Below are 20427 nucleotides of genomic sequence, written 5' to 3'. Positions count from 1 at the left end.
AGGAGAAAGCGCTGAACATCGATGTCTTCGCGCCCGTCCGCGAGGACTACCTCAGCCTCTGCGAACACCAAGGATACGAACAATGAAAGCAGTACAGTTCAGCACAGCCGGCTCTGAATTTCGCAGCCCTCATGCAGGCGAAGGTTGGTTCTCGTGGCCGGCCGCGGGTGGGCGTAGTTCCGATTTGAGCCCGGTTGCCTTGATCGGTTGCCCCGGATGCTCTCCGAACTGGCGACCATGCAGCTGACGGTCACCCAGATGGCCCGCCTGGGTGAGGAGGCGATCCACACCGACGTAGGCACCGAACCGTCCAAGCCCTGATCATCGGCCGCTCCATCACCGGCATCTCCGCTTTCAACTAAACGAAATCACGATCTCGTCCACGCCCGTCAGCCGGCGCTGCCAGCTCATGACGATCTGCGGATCAAACGCTTTTCACCGGATTACGCGATAGCGCACGTGGGTCACGAGGCTGGTGCCGCTCACTTCCGTCGGCTCCAGCGTGAGGTTCGCGACGCCGTCCAGCAGCCGCTCGCCCGCTCCCAGGAGGATCGGCGCGATGTGGAGCCGCAGCTCGTCAATCAGCCCCGCCGAAAGGAATTGCCGGACGGTCTGCGCTCCTCCGGCAACGGCCACGTCCTTGCTGCCGGCGGCCTCCCGTGCCTGGGCCAGCGCCGATTCGATCCCATCGGTCACGAAGTTGAACGTCGTGCCGCCCTGCATCTCCAGGGGCTCGCGGCGATGATGGGTGAGCACGAATACGGGTGCGTGATAGGGCGGTTCCTCACCCCACCATCCCCGCCATTCCTCAGCCCACGCCCCGGGGCCCGGGCCGGCGAACATGTTCCGCCCCATGATGTAGGCGCCGGCCGCGAGGATTCCTTCGCGCTCGGCTGCATTGGACTCGGGTTCCTCGAACTGCCACCTGTGCATGAGCTCTCCGCCCTCGCCCAGGGGTTCGGTAAGGCTTTGGTTCGGGCCAGCGGCGAATCCGTCGATGGAGATGGTCAGATCGCACGTGACTTGGCTCATGCGCCCATCATGCCACCGCCCGGCGGTAACCGTCCCGGGAATTTTGGTCCGCCGTCAAGATCCGCGCAGAGCGGTTCCCGCAGGACGCTAACCACGTCGCCCCACGCGTCGGGGACGTATCCCGGGTCTCTTGTGAAGGGCGGCAGACGCGGTTGCGGCTGCGCGGTGGTGGGACAGAATGGGTCCATGACGCGAATCGCAATCATCGGCGGCCACGGCAAGGTGGCTTTGGAACTCTCCCGCATCCTCTCCGGGGAGGGAATGGACGTAACCTCGATCATCCGCAACCCGGCCCACCGGGAGGACGTCGCGGCGACGGGCGCCACAGCGGTGGTGCTGGATGTGGAACATTCGACGACGGCGGAGATCGCCGGGGCGCTCCGGAACCACGACGCCGTGGTCTGGTCGGCCGGCGCCGGCGGCGGAAACCCCGAGCGGACCTACGCAGTGGACCGGGACGCCGCCATCCGGTCGATGGACGCGGCAGTCAGCGCCGGCGTCGGGCGCTACATCATGGTCTCTTATCTCGGCGCCGGCCCGAATCACGGCGTCCCCGAGGACAGCAGCTTCTTCGCCTATGCCGAGGCCAAGGCTGCCGCCGACGCTTACCTGCGCGGAACTGGCCTCAACTGGACCATCCTGGGGCCGGGAGCGCTCACTGACGGGCCCGGCAACGGCCTGATCGACGTCAATCCCGCGGATCCTTCCGGCGGACGGGAAACAGCCCGTGCCAACGTGGCCCTCGTCGCGGCGGCCGTGCTGGATCTGCCCTCAACGGCCGGGCGGACCATCGAATTCCGGGACGGCACGCTGCCACTGGCTGCCGCCCTGGGACCCGTGGGCTGACCCCCGCGGGGACCCGTCCCCGCGTGTCGGCCGCGTCCACGACGTGCCGATACAGTGGTGGGGGCGGCCGGCTCATCCGACGCAGCGGCCTGACCCGATGACTCCCGGGAAAGTGGGCCTATGGACCAGTTGGCACTCATCATTGGACTGTTGCTGGCCACGGTGGTGGCGGTCGGCATCGGGGACCGGCTGCGGCTGCCGTTCCCGGTCCTGATGCTCATCCTGGCCGCCTCGCTGACCTTCATCCCCGGATTTCCCGAAATCGCGATCTCGCCGGAACTGATCCTGCCCATCTTCCTGCCGCCGTTGCTCTTCGCCACGGCACAACGCAGTTCCTGGGCCGTGTTCCGGGTCCGCTGGCGCACGCTGCTGATGCTCGCCGTGGCCCTCGTGGTGGTCTCGACGGCGGTGGTGGCCGGGGCGGCGTGGCTCCTGATCCCTGGGATCGGAATTCCCGCGGCGATCGCGCTGGGGGCCATGGTTGCCCCGCCGGATCCGGTGGCCGTGGAGTCCATCGCCGGTCGCGTCCACATGCCCCGGCGGCTCATCACGGTGCTGCAAAGCGAGGGCCTCTTCAACGATGCCGCCGCCATCGTCATCTTCCAGGCCGCGGTCGCCGCGACCGTATCCGGCACCGAATTCTCTCCCGACGTCGTGCTGCAGTTTGTGCTCGGCGCGGCGATTGCGGTGGCCGTGGGGATCGGCATGGGCTGGTTCACCAGCCTCATCACCCGGCTGGTCCAGTCCATGGTGGCCCGCAGCGCCGTCACCCTCGTGGTGCCGTTCGCCGCCTACATCCTTGCCGAGGAGGTGCACGCCTCGGGGGTGATCGCCGTCGTCGTCACGGCCCTGGAGATTCAGCGCCACGCCCGGCCGCAGGACGCCGCCGAGCGGGTCACCCGCACCGCTTTCTGGGACGTCGTGGAGCTGTTGGTCACCGGGCTCGCGTTCGGACTGGTGGGACTGGAAGTACGGCAGGTCATCCGCGACGAAGGCGCCGGAATCGTCGGCATGATCGGCAACGCCATGGTGGTCTGCGTGCTCGTGTTCGCCGTCCGGTTGGCCTGGATGGCCATGATGTCCGGCCTGGCACGCAGCACAACGGATTCCCTGCGGCCCAACTCCGCCAAGGAGGTCCTCATCCTCACCTGGTGCGGCATGCGCGGTCTCGCGACGCTGGCGCTCGCCCTGGCACTGCCGCTGACCATCGCCGACGGGAGCCCGTTCCCGGCCCGGAGCCAGCTCATTGTCATCGCCTGCGCGGTCCTGCTGGCCACCCTGGTCCTCCCGGGGCTGACGCTGCCGTGGCTGATGCGGGTCCTGAAGGCTTCGGGTGACGGCTCGGAAGAGCGCGACGCCGCCCGCGTACTCGCACGGCGGGCGCAGGAGGCGGCCATCGCGGCGCTGCAGGCGCACGAGCTGATGAAGGAACTGCCGCCGGAGAAGGTGGCGCTGGTCAAGGAAAAGATGACCCGGCTGCACGCCGAACTGCTGGACGGCAGCATCCGCAACGAAAGCGTGGGGGAGATGCGCAAACGCGGGCGCGAGCTGGCGATTGCCGTGCAGACGATCGCGCTCGACGCCGCCCGCCAGGAGGTCGTCGCGGCCCGCAACGAACCCGGTGTGGACCCCGAGGTCGCGGACCGGGTCCTCCGGCAGCTGGACCTGCGCACCATGATCATGCCGGAGTGACCCCCGGAGCAGCTGGCTGCGGCCGTGCCGCGCGGATGTTGCAGTGGTGACAGAGAAATGGGCCGGATCGTTGACGATCCGGCCCATTCCGCCTGCTGATTCAGCTACTGCGGCCGCAGGGGGTTCTGCGCACCGTCCTACGACACCGAACCCGCGAAGATACGGGCGAGGTAGCCCTCGTTCGGCTGCATGCCGGTCCCCGAGTATGCCCAGAGCGAACCGTTCGGCTGCCGGGCAACCAAGTCGGGGAAGCCGTCTGCGTTCAACTTTCCGGCCGCCAGGACCGTGTCAAACACGTTCCAGCCTGTTCCGATTCTGCGCGGCGTTGTGAGCTTTCCCTTGCCGTCTCCCGGATACATCCACAGCGTGCCATCGAATTTCCGGGCGAGGACATCGTTCTTGCCGTCCGCGTTGAAGTCCCCAACCCCAAACAACTGGTTAAAGACTTCCCAGCCGTAATCGCCGATCTTTATGGGCGCGGTATATCCCTCGTTGCTGGCGCTAACTGTGCCCGTACCGCGGTACAGCCAGAGCGAGCCGTCGGACTTCCTAGCCACGAGATCGTTCTTCCCGTCCCCGTTGAAGTCGCCGGTTCCCGTCAGGGCGGTGAACGCGTTCCAGCCGGCGGTGCCGATCTTTTTCGGGGACGTGTAGCCCGGGTCGCCAGCATCGACCCGGCCAGTGCCGGGGTAGATCCACAGGCTGCCATCGGGCTTGCGGGCGATAAGGTCATTCTTGCCGTCTCCGGTGAAGTCCCGGACGCTGACCAGTGCATTGAAGACGTCCCAGCCACCTAGGCCGATCTTCCGCGGCACGCCGTAGGCGCCGTTCCCGTTGCCCGGGTAGAACCACAGTGTGCCGTCCGGTTTCCGGGCCAGCAGATCGGCAAACTTGTCTCCGTTGAAATCTTCGATGGTCGTCAGGCTGTCGAAGGCGTCCCAGCCGAAGTCACCGATCTTCCGCGCGCTGCCATACCCCTCGTCCCGCATTGCGGTCCCGGCGTAGAAGAAGACGTTTCCGTCGGCCTGGCTGGCCACGAAGTCGGCGGTGCGGTCCCCGTTAGCGTCTCCGGTGCCCACGATCGTGGCGTAAATGCCCCAGCCGGTACCAATCTGCTGGGGCTGGATGAGCTTCGCCGCTCCGGAGTTGGAATACAGCCAGAGGGATCCGTCCGGGCGCCGTGCGGCCAGGTCGTTAGTCCCGTCGCCGTTGAAGTCCTGGATCGGGATCAGCTGGTCGAAGATTTCCCAGCCGTAGTCGATCTCCCGGGGCGTTCCCGGCCGGCCGGTGCCCATGCCCGGGTACAGCACCAGCACACCATCCGGGCGCCGGGCCAGGATATCCGGTTTGCCGTCGCCGTCAAAGTCGCGGACACCCAGGAGTGAGTCGAAGGTTTCCCAGCCAAAGTCGCCGATTTTGACCGCGCCTAGATACCCCTCGCTGCCTGCCGCAACCGTTCCGGTCCCGGCGTAAAACCACAGCGATCCGTCGAACTTCCGGGCGACAAGGTCGTTCCTGCCATCACCGTTGAAGTCGCCGGTTCCCAGGATGCTGGTGTAAATCTCCCAGCCGGTGCCGATCCGCTGGCCGGCGCGGGACCTGCCGGTACCGTCGCCGGGATATAGCCAGAGCTCGCCGTTGACCTTGCGCTGAATGAGGTCGGCGATGCCGTCGCCGTTGAAGTCGCCCGGGGCGACGAGCAACGGCTTGGCGGCCGGCAGCGCATCAATCGTGATGCCCGCACCGGAATTTGAGATCCAGTCGATGGTTACCTTGGTCCCGGCATGGGTCTTGAACGACTGGCCGGGCTGCCAGGTCTGGTTATAGCTGTAGTAGCCGTTGAATGTCGTGGTGCTCGGCTGCAGCGCGATGGAACCGGCGCCGTAGGCCTGGACCACCTTCACCCCGCGGTTGCCGCTGACGGCCGTGGCCGCGTCGTTGCCCACCGGGAGGCGGAGTTCAAGGTTGTAGGCCTCACCGCTGATGGGATCCGTGAACTTGACGGCGCGGCTCGCGTCAGCGCTTCCCCAGGCCTTCAACTCGTAGGAGTTCCTGCCCACGGCCTTGCCCAGGTTCCTGACCTCATTGCCGGCGCCGAATCCGCCGAATTCGTAGATGGGGGAGCTGACCACCGGCTGGCTGGTCTGTGAGACACCCATCAAGTCAAGGTTGTCCTTGTACTCCTCCACACTGCACGAACCGTTGGCGAACGAACCGTCGGCGTTGCTGGCGGTGTCCACGGCGCCGTCCCCGCAGCGGAGCCTGTTGGCATGCATCAGGCCAAGGACGTGCCCGAATTCATGGGTCAGCACGCTCTTGGTCAGTGTCGCCGGGAGCGGCATAAGGACACGACCGCTGGTTCCGTTGTAGCTCCAGCCCGCGCCGTAGGCCCCGTCGGACAGCGTGGGAGTGGACACGAACACCACGAGGGCCGTGTAGGAGCTGGGGACCCAGCCGATTTCCGCGGCGATCGTGTTCATCATCGATGAATAGCTCTGCGTGGACGTTGCCTTGCTCGATCTGTTCTCGACGCTGTCAACGCTCATGGACAGCCGGCCGTTGGACATGGCCTGCCAGTACTCGCTGCTGGTGGAGACCGCGGCACGGGCGTCCGCCTCCGGGATGGTCGCAGTCCGGTCCGCCAGCTGCACCATAACCAGCTTCACCTTGATGTCACCGCTCCGGGTGAGGGAATAGGCCTCGGTGGCGGCGTGCCCCTGCTCGGCGCCTTTTTTCCCGTGGATTGAGGCGCTCTCAACGGACGCGCTGGAGGTCGGGTTGCTGCCGCCGATGACTTCGGTGAACAGCGGTTCCGGAGACGTCAAAGACTGCGACTCCGCCGTCGCCGGGGAAGCCGTGCTCACAGCCGGACTGGGCGTGGGCGAAGCTGTTGGCGCCGGCGCGGCTGTGGTCGCGGTGGTGCTGGCAGCCGTCGTCGCCGGAGCCGGAGCCGACGGCGTGGCCGTGGCCGCTGTCGCCGTGGGCGCGACCGACGGCGACGGCGACGCCGTCGTGGTGGGCGCCGGCGTCGAATCGGCGAGGGCCGGCGAGAGCGTCGCAGCGGTGAGGGAGGCAAGCGTAACGACAAGCGCCGTCAGCAACGCCGTCGTCTTCCGTATTGAGTTCACGTGATGTCTTTCATGAGACCGCCGCCCCGCTGAAGGCTCAGCAGGACGGCCGGGGAGACCGGGAAGTGAGGTCAGTCTACGGACGCCGCGCCGTGAGACCCGGCAACTTGCAGGAAACTTTCGCCATAGGTAGCGAATCGTTGCACAAACTTGAGCAAAGTCTGCGTGCCCGGCCCGCTCCGCCGCTAGTGTCGGAGCTCCAGCTCCAGCTCCAGGGCATTCGCCTCAACGTAGTTCAAGGCATGCCGGACGGCGCCCACCGTGACGATCGCGTCCCCCAGCGGGGAGACGGTCACGCGCGGCGGCGTGGCGGTGAAACGGGGGAGCAGGGCCGTGATGCCGGGCAGCAGAACCCCCGCCGATTCGGCCACGGCGCCGCCAATCACCACCTGTTCCGGGTTGATGAAGCTCGCCACCGAGGCGATCACGCGGGCCATCCGGTCCGAGAGCCGGTCCAGGATCGCCAGCGCTGCGGGTTCCCCGGCGGCGGCATCCTCGAAGACCCGGCGTGCGCTGGCCTCCCCGCCCGCGGCGGGACCGCCGCCGGCAGCGGACCACTGCCTGGCCAGGCTGGCGATGCCGTCGCTGGAGCCGACGCCCTCCACGAGGTCCAGATACCCCATTTCGCCGGCCGCGCCGTGGCGGCCGTGCAGCAGCCGCCCGGACTCCAGCACTCCGGCACCCAGCCGTTCGCCGGCCAGCAGCACCACAAGGTCGTCGACGCCGGCCCCGGAACCGCGCCAGCGCTCGCCGAGGGCAGCCAGGTTGGCATCGTTTTCCAGCAGCACCGTCCAGCCGTGCAATTCCTGCAGCGCCGTGCGGAGCCCGACGTCGAACAGGCTCCAGAACTGCTGGGTTACCAACACCCTGCCGTCGCGGTCCACTGGTGCGGCGAGGCCCGCGCCCACGGCGAGGACGTCCTCCGGGCGGGCTCCGGCGTCCGCCAGTGCCCGGCGGCAGGCCCGGTCGACGACGTCGATCCGCTCCGCCGCGGGGATGCCAGCGGCCCGGAAGCGCTCGCTGGAACGTCCGACGACGGTGCCGCGGAGGTCCGCGACGGCCGCGGTGGTGGTGGCCGCGCCGAGGTCCAGGCCCAGGACGAATCCTGCCCTCGAGTTGAGTTCGAAGCGCCGGGCGGGGCGTCCCTTGCGCGGACTCCCGTGCTGGTCCTCATCCCGGACGTTGAGCTCGCGGATCCAGCCGCGCCGGATCAGGTCTTCACAGACGGCAATGACGGATGCCCGCGTCAGCCCGGTCCGGGCCATCAGCTCCGTCCCGGTGGCCACGTCCGTGTTCCTGATGACGCCGAGCACCGACTGGGCGTTCACCCGGCGCAGCAGCTGGGGCGTGGCGGCGGCGTGCGGCATCTTGACCTCCCCGTCAGTCCGGACCCATAATTTGTTCAGGCAATATATTTAGCTTGTATCTAAATTACCAGAAACCAGTTTCGAACCCCGTGAGGATCACCCCTTGTCCAACACCGCCACGCTGGCAACCCTGTCCGGTTCCGATCCCGCCGCCGACCCCAACTGGTGGCGCCAGGCAGCCGTGTACCAGATCTACCCGCGCAGCTTCTCCGATTCCAACGGTGACGGCCTCGGGGACATCAAGGGCATCACGGCCAAGATCCCCTACCTGAAGGGACTCGGGATTGACGCCGTCTGGCTCAGCCCGTTCTACCCGTCCGCCCTTGCCGACGGCGGGTACGACGTCGACGACTACCGCGACGTGGACCCCAAGCTCGGAACGCTGGAGGACTTCGATGAGATGTCCGCCGCCCTGCACGCCGCCGGCATCAAGCTGATCGCCGACATCGTCCCGAACCACTCCTCGAACCTCCACCGCTGGTTCCGGGAAGCCCTCGCGTCCCCCCGCGGTTCCGACGCCCGGGAGCGCTACATTTTCCGGGACGGCAAGGGCGAAAACGGTGAGATCCCGCCGTCGGACTGGGAATCCGTCTTCGGCGGCCCGGCCTGGGAACGCATCACCGAGCCGGACGGCACCCCCGGCCAGTGGTACATGCATATCTTCGCGAAGGAACAGCCGGACCTGAACTGGTCCAACCGCGAAATCCGCGACGATTTCCTCACCACCCTGCGCTTCTGGTCCGACCGCGGTGTGGACGGCTTCCGGGTCGACGTGGCGCACGCCCTGACCAAGGACCTCACCGAGCCGCTGCTGTCAAAGGTCGAGCTGAGCGGGGCAAACGGTGGGGCCGACGGCGGCGCCGACGGTTTCGACGACGGCTCGCACCCGTTCTGGGACCGCGACGAGGTCCACGAGATCTACGCCGAATGGCGCGAGGTCTTCAACGAGTACAACCCGCCGCGCACGGCGGTCGCCGAAGCCTGGGTCCACGCGAGCCGCCGCGGCCGCTACGCGAGCCCGCAGGGCCTGGGCCAGGCCTTCAACTTCGACCTGCTGCAGGCCGACTTCGACGCGGCGGAGTTCCGCGAAATCATCACCCGGAACCTCGCGGAGGCCACCGAGTCCGGCGCCTCTTCCACCTGGGTGTTCTCCAACCACGACGTCGTCCGCCACGCCACGCGCTACGGGCTGCCCCAGGGCGGCGGCAGGCATGCCAAGGGCCAGGACGGCAAGGGCTGGCTGCTGGCCGGCGCCCCGGCCGAGGAACTCGATGAGGAACTGGGCCTGCGCCGTGCCCGCGCGGCCACCCAGCTGATGCTGGCACTGCCGGGCTCCGCATACCTCTACCAGGGTGAGGAGCTCGGGCTGCAGGAAGTCGCCGACATCCCCGACGCCGACCGCCAGGACCCGGCCTTCTTCCGCAATAAGGGCGTCGAGATCGGCCGCGACGGCTGCCGCGTCCCGCTGCCCTGGGCCGCTGAGGGACCCTCGTTCGGGTTCGGCGACGGCGGGGCGCACCTGCCGCAGCCGGCCTGGTTCAGCCGCTACGCGGTCGCCGCCGAGGACGGGGTCGAGGGTTCCACCCTTGAGTTCTACCGCCAGGCGTTGCAGCTGCGCCGCGAACTGCAGACCTCGGAGGAACTGGAATGGCACCCGGCCGGCCCGCGGGTCCTGCACTTCAGCCGCGCGGGCGGCTGGCAGACCGTGACCAACTTCGGTGACGGGCCCGTGGAACTCCCCGCCGGAGAGGTGCTGCTCAGCAGCGGCCCGCTGGACGGGAACCTCCTGCCGGGCAGCACCACCGTCTGGCTGCGGTGAACGCGCCGGGCGGCGAGCCCGACCAGGATCAGGCCCAAGATCCGGCCCAAGATCCGGCCCGGGGACGGGTGCCGGGCCAGGAACTGATTTATGGCTGCATGGGCCTGGGCGGCAGCTGGTCGTCGGAGCCGCACTCGTCCGCGCACGTGGACGAGGCCGCTGCCGCCGTCGACGCCGCCCTGGCCGCGGGCATCACCCTGTTCGACCACGCCGACATCTACCGTGGCGGCAAGTCCGAAGCGGTCTTTGGCGAGGTGCTGGCGCAGACCCCCGGGCTGCGCGAACGCATCCGGCTGCAGACCAAGTGCGGCATCCGGCTCAACGAACAGGGACTGGAGACCTATTACGACCTGAGCCGGGATGCCATCCTGGCCCGGGTCAACGAAAGCCTCGACCGGCTCCGCACGGACTACGTGGACGTCCTGATGCTGCACCGCCCTGATCCGCTGCTGGACACCGCTGAGGTGGCCTCCGCCGTCGGGCAGCTGATGGACGAAGGCAAGGTCCGGGCGCTGGGGGTGTCCAACATGTCAGGGGCCCAAATCGAAGTGCTGCAGGACCGGCTCGAGACGCCGGTGGTCGCCAACCAGCTGGAGATGAGCCTGTTCAAGCGCGCCTGGCTGGAGAGCACTGTGCTCGTCAACCACGCCGAGGGAACGGACTACAGTTTCCCGCACGGCACTGTGGAGCACTGCGTCCGGCACGGAATCACGCTGCAGGCCTACGGCTCCCTGGCGCGGGGCCTCTACACGGGGGCACCGGCCGCGGCACCGTCGGCCGCGGAGGAGGCAACCGCCCGGCTGGTGGCTCAGCTTGCCGCGGAGAAGAACGCCACCGGGGAATCGGTCCTGCTGGGCTGGCTGATGAAGCACCCGGCCGGAATCGCCCCGGTGATCGGCACCGCCAACCCGGACCGCATCCAGGCCTGCGCAGACGCGGCCGAGGTTGCCACGTCCCTGACCCGGGCCGAATGGTACCGGCTCTGGGTCACGGCTCGCGGCAGCAACATCCCGTAACCGATATGAAGGTGGCCCCCGCGGGTGAGAGGCGGCCCCGAAACTGCAGCGCCTGTCCGGAGGACGTATGTAGACCGAGCGAGGGATGTGACGCATCTGACTCCGCCTGGACATCCGCTATCCGGCGATACAACGTGCCCTGCCGCGGTCTTCTCAAACAGCCGAAAAAAGGCCATGATTTCTACTACGCCGGTCCGGAACTGGCAAGGTCTCGTGAGTGGAGGGGAGGCTGAACGCACCTTCTGGTGCTTCCTCGGTGAATCACCCCAGACCCTAACTCGCACCCCGTTGGGGCAACTCGGCGCGGTTTGGCCAGCGCTGCCCAGCAGATGAGCCCCCGGGACGGCGGGCCGAGGACAGTGCTGGAAGCCACCGAAGTCCAACGACGAAAGGCGACCGAGATGTTCCAGCCCCACGATCGACGGTTTGCATTGGGTTCCGCCCTCATCCTGTTTCTCACGATGTCCACGTCGGCGTGTGCCGGGCAACCCGCACCCCCGGCCACTTCCACAGCACCCTCGGACTCCGCGCCCGCGGCGACAACAGAGCCGCCGGGGGCTTCGTCGGCTCCGCCCTCACCAACAGTTGCTCCCGTGGCCGTGGGGCTTTGCGGGCCAGAAACCGCCCTCCACTTCGACCGCACCGCCTTCCCGGCGTCGCCGAAGGTCGACAATAAGTGGTTTCCCCTGACGCCCGGCATGCAGTACACGACAACGGGAATGGTCACGAGTGCAGAAGGCACTATCGAGCGTACGGTGACCCATTCCGTGACCGGGCTTAACAAAGTGATAGACGGCGTCAAGACCCAGGTGTTGTGGGACCGCGACTACGCCGACGGGGAACTGGTGGAATCCGAACTGGCCTTTTTTGCCCAGTCAAACAGTGGAGACGTCTGGCTCTTCGGGGAATATCCGGAAGAGTTCGAAAGCGGCGAATTCACCGGCGCACCCGCCACCTTTCTGAGCGGCTTGTCCGGAGCCCAGGCGGGGATAGCGATGCCGGCCGAGCCCCGGGTCGGCACGCCGAGCTACGTGCAGGCTCATGCGCCAGCAGTGAACTTCCTGGACTGCGGGGGCGTGGTTCAGGAGAACCAGCGAACGTGTGTTCCCACCGGGTGCTACGACGATGTGTTGGTCATTGATGAACACAATCCGCTGGAACCGGCAGTAGGCCACCAGCAGAAGTTCTATTCAGCAGGCACGGGTCTGGTGAAAGTGACAGCCGTAGGCGGGGACAATCAGGAGACCTTGGACCTCGTCAAGGTGGAACAGCTCTCCGACGCCGAGCTGAAGAACATCAACCAGCAGGCGCTGATACTCGACCAGCACGGCTACCAGGTAAACACCGACTACGCCCGGACCCCCAATGCCGAAATTGCAGCAACGAGCTCCGGCGGCAAGTGAGAGGCTTCGACAGCTACCTCCGCAGCCACTCGCGCGGCCCAGAGGCGGGCGCAGCCGGGCGGGGACGTGATTTTGGTCGTATTGGTCGCCCCAGAGGGCCGGATCGCTTAGCCGCAAACGCCCCTGGGCGGATAGCGTAGATACATGACTTCCACCACGACTGCCGGGACCGTCCGGCCCCAACGCAACATCCCCGCCGAAATCGCCCGCTCCTGGCTGCTGGTCAACGCGATGAAACCCGAGCTTTTCGACCAGTCGGCGGCGTCCCGCGCGGACGCCATCATCCTGGACATCGAGGACGCGGTGGACCCCTCGCAGAAGGACGCCGCCCGCGGCAATGTCGTGGACTGGCTGACTGCCGGCGGCAGCGCCTGGGTGCGGATCAACGACGCCACAAGCCCCTTCTGGGCGGACGACCTGGCCGGCCTCCGCGGCACCCCGGGCCTGCTCGGTGTGATGCTGGCCAAGACCGAGTCCGCAGACCAGGTCACCGAGAGCTTCCACCGCATGGACGGCAAGACGCCCGTCATCCCGCTGGTCGAGTCCGCCGTCGGCATTGAGGAAGCCAACAACATCGCCAAGGCCCAGGGTGCCTTCCGGCTGGCGTTCGGCTCGGGCGACTTCCGCCGCGACACGGGCATGGCGGCCACCGCCGAAGCCATGGCATATCCGCGCGCCAAACTGGTCGTAGCGAGCCGCGTCGGCAACCTGCCGGGCCCCATCGACGGCCCCACCGTCGGCACCAACCACCCCATCCTCCGCGAGCAGACCGGCATTACCGTGATGATGGGCATGACCGGCAAGCTCTGCCTCGCGATCGACCAGACCCCCGTCATAAACGAGGTCATCAGCCCGACGCCGTCCGACGTCGCTTGGGCCACTGATTTCATGGCCGACTTCGAGGCCAGCGGACGCGTGATCCGGGACGGCTCCGACCTGCCACGCCTGGGCCGCGCCGAGAAGATCATGAAGCTCGCAGTGGCCTTCGGAGTGCAGCCGGCCCTTTGAACCAGGCGGGCCCTTCGACCCTAACCGAGGCCCTTGATCCGCGATATGCATGGACATACCACGGCGGTTCGTTTCTATGCAGATGCGGTTGAAGCCGGGGTAGGCGGCCCGGGCGTGGCGTTGGTGCTCGCCGGGCCGCCGCCGCCGCCAGCAGCCAGGCAACCGGAAGGTCCCGGAACCAACGCGGATCACCTTCCGTGGATGAGGTACACGCCTCCGGTGCCGCCAGAGAATGGTTTTGTATGCCAGTGGCGCGGTTGCCTGGCGAAGCCCATTTCGGATAGGAGCCTCGAAATGTCGAGACCACACCCAATTCTGGCCGGATCGATAGCAATCGGGGCAGCCGTCGCACTGCTCACGGGGTGCAGCCCTTCCAGCCCTGGAGCGAGTGTCAGCAGCGCCAGAGCACAGGAGAATGTTTCGCAGGCGTGCGCTGCCGCCAGTGCCTTTGCCGGAGCCCTGACAAATTTCAAGCAGACACTTAAGCCGGGTGTCACCGTGGGGCAGGTCGATTCGGCCCGGGATCAGGTCGCGAAAACCTACGACGATCTGATCAAAGCGAGCCAGGACGTAGCGAAAGACGAGGTGGAGGCGGTCAAAACGGCAAAAAACAAGTTCGAGCAGGCCGTCAAAGCCGTTCCCGACGACGCCACCCTGAGCCAGGCAGTCTCCTCCCTGCGGGACGAAGCAGCAAACGTCCAGGCCGCCGTCAGCGACCTCCAGACGTCAGCCAAGTGCTAAGACCAGGAATCTTCCCAGAGAAACGCGGTTAACTTCGTGCCCCGCATCAAGCCGGCCTGAGAGCGCCATGAAAACCGTCGAGGCCGAGACGCTGATCAACGCCCGGAACGCCACGGTATGGGAAATCATCACAGACGGCGGCAACTATACCGTTTGGGACTCCGGCATTACCCGCATCGACGGCGAACTGCGCAATGGGGGAGCAGTTAGAGTTCGGACTCGCACCGGCGGGAATCGCACCTTCCGTCTTCGCATCCGGCAGATACCGGGTGAGATGATGATCTGGACGGGTGGCCTGCCCCTTGGCCTGTTCAAGGGTGTGCGAACATTCACGCTCACGCCCCACCGTGGCATGACGCACTTGCGCGTCACGGAGAAGTTCACAGGCCCGCTGCTGGGCCTGCTTCACAAGTCCATTCCCGATATAGAACGGGCCTTCGCCGAGTACGTCCTCGCCGTCAAGAAACGCGCCGAACTACTCAGCAGACACGAAACCAGGCTCCACGCTTCACCGGGCCGACCCTGGCTCGAGTCGGGCGACGATAAGGCCGGCTAAATGACTGAGCAAACAGGCGCCATAGACACGCATTAGCGCCGCGCGTATTCTTTTCTCCCCAAGCAGTCTCATGCTTTTTTGGGGGGCGTCGTGATAAATCCAGACATTGACGAACAACTTTGCCAAGCTGAGCAGAGGAAATTTCCAGCTAGTCACTTCGGTTTAGGCCCGGACGGACAGTTTATTCACATCAAGGTCAAGCCCAATTGGAATAATCCTGGTCAAGGGCACACGATGAGCGGGCAGGACGTGTGGTTCGAGGGCCGCGAGGTTGATTTCCAGCAGGAGTGGGACCTCACCAGAATCTGGCCTCGGCCATGATTCTTGGGCACTAAATTGGCGCCGGCCGTCTAATTCGTCTTAAGAAGTGGATCCCGGCCAAGCCGCAATCGGGTCCTGAATCAAACTGTCACACTCATCGTTTGAGAAACCCGGCGCGAACAATCTGGCAGACACTCCCCGGTGCCCTGTGACGTACCGTGGTCGGAATTCCGCGCTGGAACGGGACGGCGGCTTAGCCGGTCAGGCGTCTTGCATCAGGAAGTGTTCCAGGATGCTGGCTTCGAGGGGTTCTTGCCAGCCAGGATCGGCCGCCTTTGCGGCGGGCACTGCGTGCCCGGGCGTGAGCAGGTGCCAGTCCGGGAAGGGATCCGGGGGAAGTTCCTGTTCTTGTTTCTGTTCTGGATACGGGCCGGGGTTCGGGGGCAGGCCGCGGTCCGGATCGATGTCCGGGTCCGGGGGGAGGCCGCGGTCCGGGGCTGCGTCCATGTGCGCGTCGGGGTTCGGGTCCGGGTATGTTTCCAGGAGGCCGGGTGGCCAGTGGGGTGGTTCCCAGTCCTGTTGTTCGCTGGGGTAGTGCCGGCCGGTTGGGGAGGTCCAGCCGGGCGGGGCGTTTTTGCTGGCCCCGGCGGGTGTCCAGGTTGAGCTGTGTTTGAGCCGGTGGTGCTTGGGGCAGGGTTGGCCGAGGTTGGTGATGCCGGTGGTGCCGCCGTGGGCCCAGGCCAGGAGGTGGTCGGCGTCGTTGTCCAGGGAGTGGTTGTTGCAGCCGGGGAAGGGGCATCTGCCGTCGCGGAGCTGGAGCCAGTGGCGTTGGGCTGTGGTGAGGCGGTAGCTGGTCCGGCCGATTTCCAGCGGGGCCCCGTCCCGCGGGTCGGTCAGGACCCGGTAGAAGGACCCGGCGCCGCCGGCGGTGAGGCGGCGGGCCATCGAGGGCGGGATCGGCCCGTACCCGTCCAGGGTGGCCGGTTCCTCGCCGGCGCCCAGCAGCGACAGGACCGGGACGGTGATCAGGACCTGCGCCCGCGGCGACGGCACACCCCCGCCCACGCCCTCTCCACTGCCGGTGGTGAGGAGCCAGGTCGCGGCGGTGTCGGCGCGCAGCTGGGTGAGGGTGCGGTCCTCGGTGGGGCCCTGCAGGGCGCGGGCGGCGGCGGTGGTCCGGTCCCAGATCCCGGCGGCGGTGTCGGCCGGCAGGTAGGCGGAGAGCCAGGCCATCCCGTCCCGGTCCGGGCGGTATTCGACCCGCCGGTCCGCGGCGCTTTTGGTGTGGCGGGTTTCGATGCTGACCGGGTGGTGGCGTTCGCGCCAGGCGCGGGCCTTGGCGCGGAACCGTCCCGGGACGAGGTCCCCGGCCGGGCACCCGCGGGCCGGGTCCGGTGCTGCGGGGTCCAGGAAGTGCGCCTCGAGCGCGGCCGCCCCGGCGGGGTCCAGGCCGGTGGTTTCGGCCACGAGGATCCGGGCGTGGGCCCAGGAGATCGTCCCGGCACTGAGCGCCGCGAGGGTCAGCGGCAGGCCCTGCGTGAGGTCCTGGCAGTCGGACAGGAACGCGGCGGCGGTCTGTTCGCTGACGGTCAGGACGCACGCGACTTCGGCCCTCACGGCCATTTCCTGGCAGGTCGCGTCGTGCGGTGACAAGGCCGGGGGCGCCAGGGCTTCGGTGGCCTGCAGGTAGCCGGCGGCCAGCGTGACTTTCAGCGCCGCGGTGCTGGCATCCAGCCGGGCCGCCAGGGCCATGCCGTCCAGGCAACCATCCGCCAGGACCCGCAACGGATCAGTGTGCTCCGCGCGGGACGGATCGGCGGGGTCCGCGCTGGAAGGTTCGGCGTGGTCCGCGCCGGAAGGTTCAGCCTGGTCCGCGCCGGACGGATCGGCATGGTCAGCGCCGGCGAAGGCGGCCAGCGCGGCAGCGGACGCGGCGACGGCCGCCAGGGCCTCCCTGCACCCCGCACTCCACGCTGTGCTTTCCATAAACCCAGTAAATCAGGTGGCTCCGACAATAAGGCGACACCGGCCGCCGGCCGATCGGACACCGGAAGACGCGCATTCAGCGGACCCCACCACGTCGTGATCGATAGCAGCTATCTGTTCGACAGCGTGGTCAGGGATGCCGGGCAGGCTCCGGGGCTGTCACGGGCGAACCCGCCGCGGCGCCCTCACCAGTAGACTGGCACGGTGCTGAAAGAATTCTGGGATTCCGCGTCAACCACCTATAAGGTGCTGGTTTTCAGCGCGATGGGGCTGCTCGCCGTCGGCATCGCCCTGAACCTGGTTGGCAACACCTCCGGGAACCAGGAGCTGGCCGTCGCGTCGCTCGCGGTGATCGGACTTGGCCTGATCCTGCACATTGCCGGGATTGTGGTCCGCGGCCAGACGATCCGGAAGAACCTCAGGCGCTAACCCGAAGGTACCTTGGCTGCCGCGTTGCGCAGCACATGGCTGCGGGCGTGCTCCACGGCGTCGGGCAGCGAGGTGAACAGGTGCTTGTGGTGCCGCAGCGAACGGATCACACCGACGTTGGTCACCAGCTCGAGGTGTTGCGGCTGGACACCCTTCAGCAGTACCGTCACACCGCGCAGCTCCAGTGCCGAGATGACCTCGACCAGCGTGTGGGCCCCGGTGGCGTCGAGCATCCGCACCTGGGACAGCCGGATGATGGCGACCTGGATGTCCTTGACCTGGCTGATTTCCTGTAGAACGCGTTCCGCCGCCCCGAAGAACATGGCCCCGTCGAGACGGAAAATCGCGATGTGCTCGTCGCCGTCCTCGTGCGGTTCCGGAACCTCCTCGCGGTTCACGCCGCTGAGCGAGGCGAACTTCCGCAGCGTAAAGAGGGCCGCGGCGACAAGCCCGATCTCGATGGCCACGATCAGGTCGAATGCCACCGTGATGAGGGCCGTCAGGATGAACACAAAAGCATCGGCCCGGGTGGAATGCATGATGGCGCGCACCGTGCGCCGTGACACCATGCGGGTGGCCGTAACCATCAGGATCCCGGCCAGGACCGCAAGCGGGATCCTCCCGACCAGACCGGCCGCCAGGTAGATGATGGCCAGCAGCACCAGCGCATGGACAATCGCGGAGAGCCGGGTCTTGGCTCCGGAGCGGACGTTGACGGCGGTCCGGGCGATGGCGCCCGTGGCCGGCATGCCGCCGAAGAATCCTGCTGCGACGGAGGCGAGGCCCTGCCCCATGAGCTCCCGGTCCGGGCTGTAGGCCCCGGAGGGCCTCCCGTCAGGGCCCACCATTCCGGCGGCCACGCGTGCGGAGAGCAGGGATTCGATGGCGGCCAGCATCGCGATAGACACCGCCGGCATCAGCAGGCCTCCCATCGCCGCCGGATCCAGCGACGGCACCGTTGGCGCTGAGAGCGAATGCGGAAGATCGCCGATCCGGGGAATCTCCAGCTGAAGCAGTTCGGCGGCCACGGTGGCCAGCAGCACGGCGATCAGGCTTGCCGGCAGGGCCTTGTTCAGTTTCGGGAGCAGTAGCATGACTGCGGCCACGCCCGCCACGACGCCGAGCGTCTGAAAAACGGCGGGCGACGTGGCCTGGGCGGCGCTCTCGACGGCGGCCAGCAGGGTGTTGTGGCCCGGTATCACCGCGGTGCCGGTGGCCATCGGGACCTGCTGGAGGAAGATGATCGCGGCGATGCCGAGCGTGAAGCCCTCCACCACCGGCCACGGGATGAAGGCCACGGCCCGGCCGAGCCCGCTGATGCCCAGGATAATCACGAGCAGCCCCGCCATCAGCGAGACCAGGGCGATGCTGCCGACGCCGTGGACGGCGACGACCGGGGCCAGCACCACCACCATCGCGCCGGTGGGCCCGGAGACCTGGACGTGCGAGCCGCCCATGACCGCGGCGACCAGGCCGGCCACGACGGCGGTGATGAGCCCGGCTTCGGCGCCGACGCCGGAACTTACCCCGAAGGCCAGTGCCAGCGGCAACGCCACAATCCCCACGGTGATGCCCGCCAGCAGATCCGTTTTCCAGGAGGAACGCAGCCCGTCATAGTCGCGGCGGGACGGCAGGAACCGGCTGAGATGCGCCACTGCGGCGCTCATGAAGCGGAACCCTGCAGATGCTCGCTGGGCAGGTCCTGGGCAAGTTTGAGCTGTTCGTTGGAATCGGCCAGGCTGTCGAGGAGGAAGGTCCGGGCGATGGCCAGCAGTTCGGCGATCTTCGGATGAGCCAGCCGGTAAGTGACGGCATTCGCAGAGCGGGCGGAGGTGACCACACCATGCCGGCGCAGCGTGGCGAGGTGCTGGGAAAGGTGCGAGGGTTCGAGACCCGTCTCGGCCAGCAGGTAACTGACAGGCGCAGAGTTGTCCGGCGCCGCGGACAGCAGTTCGAGTACGCGGATCCGCGCCGGGTGGGCGAGGGCCTTGAACAGGTTCGCCTTGATCTCGTACAAGGGGGTTTGCGCTGCCGAAATCATCACTGCCTGTACTTTCCGGCCCCCGCGGACCCCCGGGTCAGGCCATGAATTGATGAAATGATGTTTTCATCATACCGCGTTTCGTCATTCTGGTCAGCCTCCTGTCATCGGCTCAGGCGGCCGAAGGCCTGACGCTAGGCTGGAAGCATGACTATCAATCCGGATCTGCAGGGGCGCAGTTACCCTGCCCAAGAGGTGTACGACGTCGGCCGCGAGAAAATCCGCGAGTTCGCCCGCGCGGTCAAGGCCACCCACCCCGCCCATTTCGAGGTGGAAGCCGCCAGGGCCCTGGGCCACAGCGACCTCGTGGCGCCCCCGACGTTCGCCATCATCGTGGCGCAACGGGCGGACGCCCAGCTGATCGAGGACCCCGACTCCGGCATCGACTTCTCCCGGGTGGTCCACGCGGACCAGCGCTTCATCCACCACCGGCCCATCGTCGCGGGGGACCGGCTGGTTGTGGAACTGCACGTCGACGGCGTCCGTGCCATGGGCGGCGGAGCCATGATCACCACGCGCTCGGAAATCTTCGCCCTGGCCGCCGGCGCGGCCGCTGCAGCAGACGCAGATGCAGACCCCGGTGCAGCCGGCGCCGAGGCACGCGAGGCCGTCGCCACCGCCACCTCATCCATCCTGGTCCGCGGAGAGGGACAGTAGCCATGACACCCACATTTTCAGAACTCGCCGTCGGCCAGGACATCGGCAGCCGCAGCATCAACGTCACCCGCACAGACCTCGTCAAGTACGCCGGTGCCTCCGGCGACTTCAACCCGATCCACTGGAACGAGGCCTTCGCCACCAGCGTTGGACTGCCCGGGGTGATCGCGCACGGCATGTTCACCATGGGCTCCGCAGTGCAGCTGGTGACCGACTGGGCCGGCGACCCCGCCGCCGTCGTCGATTTCCAGACGCGCTTCACGAAACCGGTCCCGGTGTCCGACACCACCGGGACCGCCGAGGCCGGCGCCGTGATCGAGATCAGCGGCGCCATCGGAGCGCTCGACGCCGACAAAGGCACCGCCCGCGTGGACCTTACCGTCACCTGTGCCGGCCAGAAGGTGCTGATGAAGGCGCAGGCCGTCGTCAGGCTGTCCTAGCCGCG

Annotated in this window: 18 protein-coding genes; 12 read left to right on the top strand and 6 right to left on the bottom strand. The window is 67.3% G+C overall.

The annotated features are described in order from the left end of the window. Positions 1–435: 435 nt before the first annotated feature. Positions 436–1032 (bottom strand): dihydrofolate reductase family protein, encoded by a 597-nt coding sequence (locus J2X01_RS18360; RefSeq protein WP_310060774.1) that lies wholly within the window; start codon positions 1030–1032, stop codon positions 436–438. Between the two features lie 186 nt (positions 1033–1218). Between J2X01_RS18360 and J2X01_RS18355 the strand changes: the two genes are divergently transcribed. Both J2X01_RS18355 and J2X01_RS18350 read left to right on the top strand, forming a co-directional pair. Continuing rightward, entirely contained in the window at positions 1219–1878 is a 660-nt protein-coding gene (locus J2X01_RS18355; RefSeq protein ID WP_310060772.1) for an NAD(P)H-binding protein, read from the top strand. A gap of 120 nt (positions 1879–1998) precedes the next feature. Next, on the top strand, positions 1999–3570 hold the full coding sequence (locus tag J2X01_RS18350) for a Na+/H+ antiporter (RefSeq protein WP_310060770.1): 1572 nt from the start codon (positions 1999–2001) through the stop codon (positions 3568–3570). Between the two features lie 137 nt (positions 3571–3707). Here the strand turns inward: J2X01_RS18350 and J2X01_RS18345 are convergent, their stop codons facing one another. Continuing rightward, positions 3708–6395, bottom strand: coding sequence for an FG-GAP repeat domain-containing protein (locus tag J2X01_RS18345; protein WP_310060766.1), 2688 nt, complete (start codon positions 6393–6395; stop codon positions 3708–3710). Between J2X01_RS18345 and J2X01_RS18340 the strand changes: the two genes are divergently transcribed. Further along, positions 6361–6702: a hypothetical protein gene (locus J2X01_RS18340; RefSeq protein WP_310060763.1), complete on the top strand. Its 342-nt coding sequence runs from the start codon at positions 6361–6363 to the stop codon at positions 6700–6702. The genes J2X01_RS18345 and J2X01_RS18340 overlap by 35 nt on opposite strands. Positions 6703–6883: 181 nt before the next feature. Here the strand turns inward: J2X01_RS18340 and J2X01_RS18335 are convergent, their stop codons facing one another. After that, on the bottom strand, positions 6884–8065 hold the full coding sequence (locus tag J2X01_RS18335) for an ROK family protein (protein ID WP_310060760.1): 1182 nt from the start codon (positions 8063–8065) through the stop codon (positions 6884–6886). Between the two features lie 103 nt (positions 8066–8168). On the opposite strand from J2X01_RS18335, the gene J2X01_RS18330 reads away from it, so the two are divergent. The 6 genes from J2X01_RS18330 to J2X01_RS18305 all read left to right on the top strand — a co-directional run bounded on the left by J2X01_RS18330 (position 8169) and on the right by J2X01_RS18305 (position 14608). Beyond that, a complete protein-coding gene (locus J2X01_RS18330; protein WP_310060757.1) occupies positions 8169–9884 on the top strand; it encodes a glycoside hydrolase family 13 protein in 1716 nt (571 codons plus the stop codon). A 68-nt stretch (positions 9885–9952) separates the two neighbouring features. Then, positions 9953–10900: an aldo/keto reductase gene (locus J2X01_RS18325; protein WP_310060782.1), complete on the top strand. Its 948-nt coding sequence runs from the start codon at positions 9953–9955 to the stop codon at positions 10898–10900. Positions 10901–11493: 593 nt separating this feature from the next. Further along, positions 11494–12303 carry a hypothetical protein gene (locus J2X01_RS18320; RefSeq protein WP_310060755.1) on the top strand — a complete coding sequence of 270 codons (810 nt, stop codon included), beginning with the start codon at positions 11494–11496 and terminating at the stop codon, positions 12301–12303. Positions 12304–12447: 144 nt separating this feature from the next. Further along, positions 12448–13311 carry an HpcH/HpaI aldolase/citrate lyase family protein gene (locus tag J2X01_RS18315; RefSeq protein WP_310060752.1) on the top strand — a complete coding sequence of 288 codons (864 nt, stop codon included), beginning with the start codon at positions 12448–12450 and terminating at the stop codon, positions 13309–13311. Positions 13312–13605: 294 nt separating this feature from the next. Next, positions 13606–14052: a hypothetical protein gene (locus J2X01_RS18310; RefSeq protein WP_310060748.1), complete on the top strand. Its 447-nt coding sequence runs from the start codon at positions 13606–13608 to the stop codon at positions 14050–14052. Positions 14053–14119: 67 nt separating this feature from the next. Then, a complete protein-coding gene (locus J2X01_RS18305) occupies positions 14120–14608 on the top strand; it encodes an SRPBCC family protein (protein ID WP_310060746.1) in 489 nt (162 codons plus the stop codon). 522 nt (positions 14609–15130) lie between these two features. On the opposite strand, the gene J2X01_RS18300 is transcribed toward J2X01_RS18305, so the two are convergent. Beyond that, the gene (locus J2X01_RS18300; RefSeq protein ID WP_310060744.1) at positions 15131–16855 is read right to left on the bottom strand and encodes an HNH endonuclease signature motif containing protein; all 1725 of its coding nucleotides are present in this window, start codon (positions 16853–16855) and stop codon (positions 15131–15133) included. Between the two features lie 204 nt (positions 16856–17059). Between J2X01_RS18300 and J2X01_RS18295 the strand changes: the two genes are divergently transcribed. Then, positions 17060–17284 carry a DUF3188 domain-containing protein gene (locus J2X01_RS18295; protein ID WP_310060741.1) on the top strand — a complete coding sequence of 75 codons (225 nt, stop codon included), beginning with the start codon at positions 17060–17062 and terminating at the stop codon, positions 17282–17284. On the opposite strand, the gene J2X01_RS18290 is transcribed toward J2X01_RS18295, so the two are convergent. Both J2X01_RS18290 and J2X01_RS18285 read right to left on the bottom strand, forming a co-directional pair. Continuing rightward, the gene (locus tag J2X01_RS18290) at positions 17281–18951 is read right to left on the bottom strand and encodes a SulP family inorganic anion transporter (protein ID WP_310060739.1); all 1671 of its coding nucleotides are present in this window, start codon (positions 18949–18951) and stop codon (positions 17281–17283) included. The two genes, J2X01_RS18295 and J2X01_RS18290, sit on opposite strands and share 4 nt — an antisense overlap. Beyond that, entirely contained in the window at positions 18948–19325 is a 378-nt protein-coding gene (locus J2X01_RS18285; protein ID WP_310060780.1) for an ArsR/SmtB family transcription factor, read from the bottom strand. Before J2X01_RS18285 ends, J2X01_RS18290 begins: the two co-directional genes overlap by 4 nt. A 147-nt stretch (positions 19326–19472) precedes the next feature. Between J2X01_RS18285 and J2X01_RS18280 the strand changes: the two genes are divergently transcribed. Beyond that, on the top strand, positions 19473–19982 hold the full coding sequence (locus J2X01_RS18280) for an FAS1-like dehydratase domain-containing protein (protein ID WP_310060737.1): 510 nt from the start codon (positions 19473–19475) through the stop codon (positions 19980–19982). Between the two features lie 2 nt (positions 19983–19984). Continuing rightward, positions 19985–20422, top strand: coding sequence for a MaoC family dehydratase (locus J2X01_RS18275; RefSeq protein WP_310060735.1), 438 nt, complete (start codon positions 19985–19987; stop codon positions 20420–20422). Positions 20423–20427: the final 5 nt, after the last annotated feature.

This window comes from Arthrobacter ginsengisoli, assembly GCF_031456935.1.
Taxonomy (GTDB): domain Bacteria; phylum Actinomycetota; class Actinomycetes; order Actinomycetales; family Micrococcaceae; genus Arthrobacter; species Arthrobacter ginsengisoli.
The sequence above is the reverse complement of the archived record's forward strand: the minus strand, read 5'-3'. Positions and strand labels throughout refer to the sequence as shown.